Here is a 3,130-nt window from a genome sequence, read left to right as displayed (position 1 = left end):
CTCGCGGGCGATGCGGGCGCGTTCGGCGGCGACGGCGACCTTGGACTGTGCCTCGCGCTCCCTCTCCAGACGGGCGGCCCGTTCCTCCAGCTGCGCGAAGTAGGCGCGGCGGGTGCGGATGGAGTCACCGAGCACCCAGGCGAGGGCGAAGGGCACGGTCATGAAGACCGCCGCGGCGATGCCGGCCGCGACGCTCGTCTGGCCGTTCGGCCAGCGCAGGTGAGCCACGGGGGCGGCGCACAGGCCGGCGACCAGCGCGAAGCGGGAGGCCCAGCGCGCGCCCTCCGCCGCGACCGTGTAGACGATCACCAGCATGGCGAAGTCGAAGGGACCCATCTCGACATCGGTGATCAGCTGGGCCACACCGACCGCGGTCGCGAGCAGCAGCATCTTCTCCGGCATGCGGCGGCGCAGCGCGACCACCAGGCACAACAGCAGCGAGAGCGGAACGGCGACGGCCGGGGGGCCGAATCCGCCCGACGCTCCGCCGACCACGGAAATCCCGAGGAGGACCACGGCCCACGAGCCGTCGACCCACATCGGGTGCCTGCGGAGGAAGTCATAGAGGCGCTGCACGTAACCCAGCGTAGGGAAGCGGGATAGGTGCAGGGGTCAACCGGAGGGCCGATCCGCACCGGGCGCGCGTACTCCGCAAGGTGGAGTTGCGTTCGTTGTGTCCGCATAGCCTGGGCCCGTGACAGCAGTGACGAGGGCCGAGGGACCTCAGGGACGCGGGGCACCGCAGTGGCGCGGGTGGCGGGCGGCGGCTCAGGAGGCCTTGTACGGGCCGGGCGGCTTCTACCGCCGGGCTGAGGGCCCGGCCGGGCACTTCCGTACGTCCGTGCACGCGTCGCCGCTGTTCGCCGGGGCGGTGGCGGGGCTGCTGCGCCGGGTCGACGAGGCGCTGGGACGACCCGCGACGCTGGACTTCGTCGACATGGCGGCCGGGCGGGGCGAACTGGCCGCCGGGGTGCTCGCCGCACTACCGGCCGACGTGGCGGCCCGCACACGCGCGTACGCCGTCGAAGTCGCCGGGCGGCCCGACGGGCTCGATCACCGGATCGAGTGGCTGGCCGAGCCGCCGCGGGGCACGACCGGGCTGCTGTTCGCCAACGAATGGCTGGACAACGTACCGGTGGAGGTCGCCGAGACGGACTCCGCAGGCGTGGCGCGGCTGGTGCTGGTCCGGGAGGACGGGACCGAACGGCTGGGGGAGCCGGTCGACGGGGCGCAGGCGCGGTGGCTGGCGCGATGGTGGCCGCTGTCCGGCGAGGCGGGGCTGCGGGCCGAGATCGGCCTGCCCAGGGACGAGGCCTGGGCGTCGGCGGTCGCGACGCTCGACCGGGGGCTCGCCGTCGCCGTGGACTACGCGCACACGGCGGACGAGCGGCCGCCGTTCGGGACGCTCACCGGCTTCCGTGAGGGCCGCGAGACGGCGGCCGTGCCGGACGGCTCGTGCGACATCACGGCCCATGTCGCACTCGACGCGTGTGTGCTGCCCGGCGGGCGTCTGCTCCCGCAGCGGGAGGCACTGCGCGCCCTCGGCGTGACCGGCGCGCGCCCCCCGCTCACACTGGCGTCCACCGACCCCGCCGCCTATGTACGCGCCCTCGCCGGCGCCGGCGAGGCCGCCGAGCTCACCTCGGCGGGCGGCCTCGGCGACTTCGGGTGGCTGGTGCAGCCGGTCGGGATCGCGGACCCTCTCCAGGACGCTGCCTGTCGATAGGCCGCTGCCTGCCGACAGGACGCCGCCGCTTGTCGACAGGGGGCCGCTGCCTGCCGGCAGGACGCTATTTGTCGATGTCGCCCACGACGAAGAACATCGACCCCAGGATCGCCACCATGTCCGCGACCAGCGTCCCCGGCAGCAGCTCCGTCAGCGCCTGGATGTTGTTGTACGAGGCCGAGCGCAGCTTCAGCCGGTACGGCGTCTTCTCGCCCTTGCTGACCAGGTAGTAGCCGTTGATGCCGAGCGGGTTCTCGGTCCAGGCGTAGGTGTGGCCCTCGGGTGCCTTCAGGACCTTCGGGAGCCGCTGGTTGACGGGCCCGGGCGGCAGTTCGGCGAGCCGGTCGAGGCAGGCGTCGGCCAGGTCCAGCGCGTTGTGCGTCTGCTCCAGGAGGCACTCGAAGCGGGCGAGACAGTCGCCCTCCTGCCGGGTCACCACCTTCAGGGTGTCCTGGAGGTCGCCGTAGGCGAGGTACGGCTCGTCCCGGCGCAGGTCGAAGTCGACGCCCGAGGCGCGCCCGATCGGCCCGCTCACCCCGTACGCGTGCACGGCCTGGGGCGTGAGCCTGCCCACGCCCCGGGTGCGGCCCCGGAAGATCTCGTTGCCGAGCACCAGGTCGTCGAACCGGTCCATCCGGGACCGCACATCGGCGACGGCGGTACGCGCGCGCGTGGTCCACCCGGCCGGCAGGTCCTCCTTGAGACCGCCGACGCGGTTGAACATGTAGTGCATCCGCCCGCCGGAGATCTCCTCCATGACGTGCTGGAGCTCCTCGCGCTCCCGGAAGGCGTAGAAGATCGGGGTGATCCCACCGAGCTCCAGCGGGTACGAGCCGAGGAACATCAGGTGGTTGAGCACGCGGTTCAGCTCGGCGAGCAGCGTGCGCAGCCACACCGCGCGCTCGGGGACCTCCATGCCGAGCATCCGCTCCACGGCGAGCACCACGCCCAGCTCGTTGGAGAAGGCCGACAGCCAGTCGTGGCGGTTGGCGAGCATGATGATCTGGCGGTAGTCGCGCGCCTCGAACAGCTTCTCCGCGCCCCGGTGCATATAGCCGATCACGGGCTCCGCGTGCGCGATGCGCTCGCCGTCCAGGACGAGCTTCAGCCGCAGCACGCCGTGCGTGGACGGGTGCTGCGGCCCGATGTTGAGCACCATGTCGGTGCTCTCCGCGGCGCCGCCGATTCCGACCATGGTCTCCGTCGTAGGAGTCATGGACACAGTCTCTCCTACGTACGCTGGCCTCATGGAGACGGGGAGTCCGCAGGACACGGGGCCGACGGGGACAGAGGGCGCGGCGGAGACGCAGAGCGCGGCGGGGACTCAGGGCGCGGCGGAGACGCGGGAGGCTGCGGAGACGCAGGAGGCGGCGGGAACGCCGGACGCCGTCAAGACGCCGGGCG

The 3,130-nt window shown here is 72.7% G+C and carries 2 protein-coding genes and 1 pseudogene; 1 reads left to right on the top strand and 2 read right to left on the bottom strand.

Annotated features, from left to right (window positions below; translation table 11 throughout):
* Positions 1 to 576 (bottom strand): annotated as a pseudogene (locus tag GTY47_RS30480) (sensor histidine kinase); the annotation flags it as partial.
* Between the two features lie 118 nt (positions 577 to 694).
* On the opposite strand from GTY47_RS30480, the gene GTY47_RS30475 reads away from it, so the two are divergent.
* Complete coding sequence (locus GTY47_RS30475; RefSeq protein WP_040903731.1) at positions 695 to 1,726, top strand: SAM-dependent methyltransferase; 1,032 nt, start codon at positions 695 to 697, stop codon at positions 1,724 to 1,726.
* 64 nt (positions 1,727 to 1,790) lie between these two features.
* Here GTY47_RS30475 and GTY47_RS30470 read toward each other — a convergent pair whose 3' ends face one another.
* A complete protein-coding gene (locus GTY47_RS30470; protein WP_029181488.1) occupies positions 1,791 to 2,942 on the bottom strand; it encodes a hypothetical protein in 1,152 nt (383 codons plus the stop codon).
* Positions 2,943 to 3,130: the final 188 nt, after the last annotated feature.

Source organism: Streptomyces sp. SID5464, from assembly GCF_009862985.1.
GTDB classification, from domain to species: Bacteria; Actinomycetota; Actinomycetes; order Streptomycetales; family Streptomycetaceae; genus Streptomyces; species Streptomyces chartreusis_D.
This window is presented reverse-complemented; position numbering and strand designations above follow the sequence as displayed.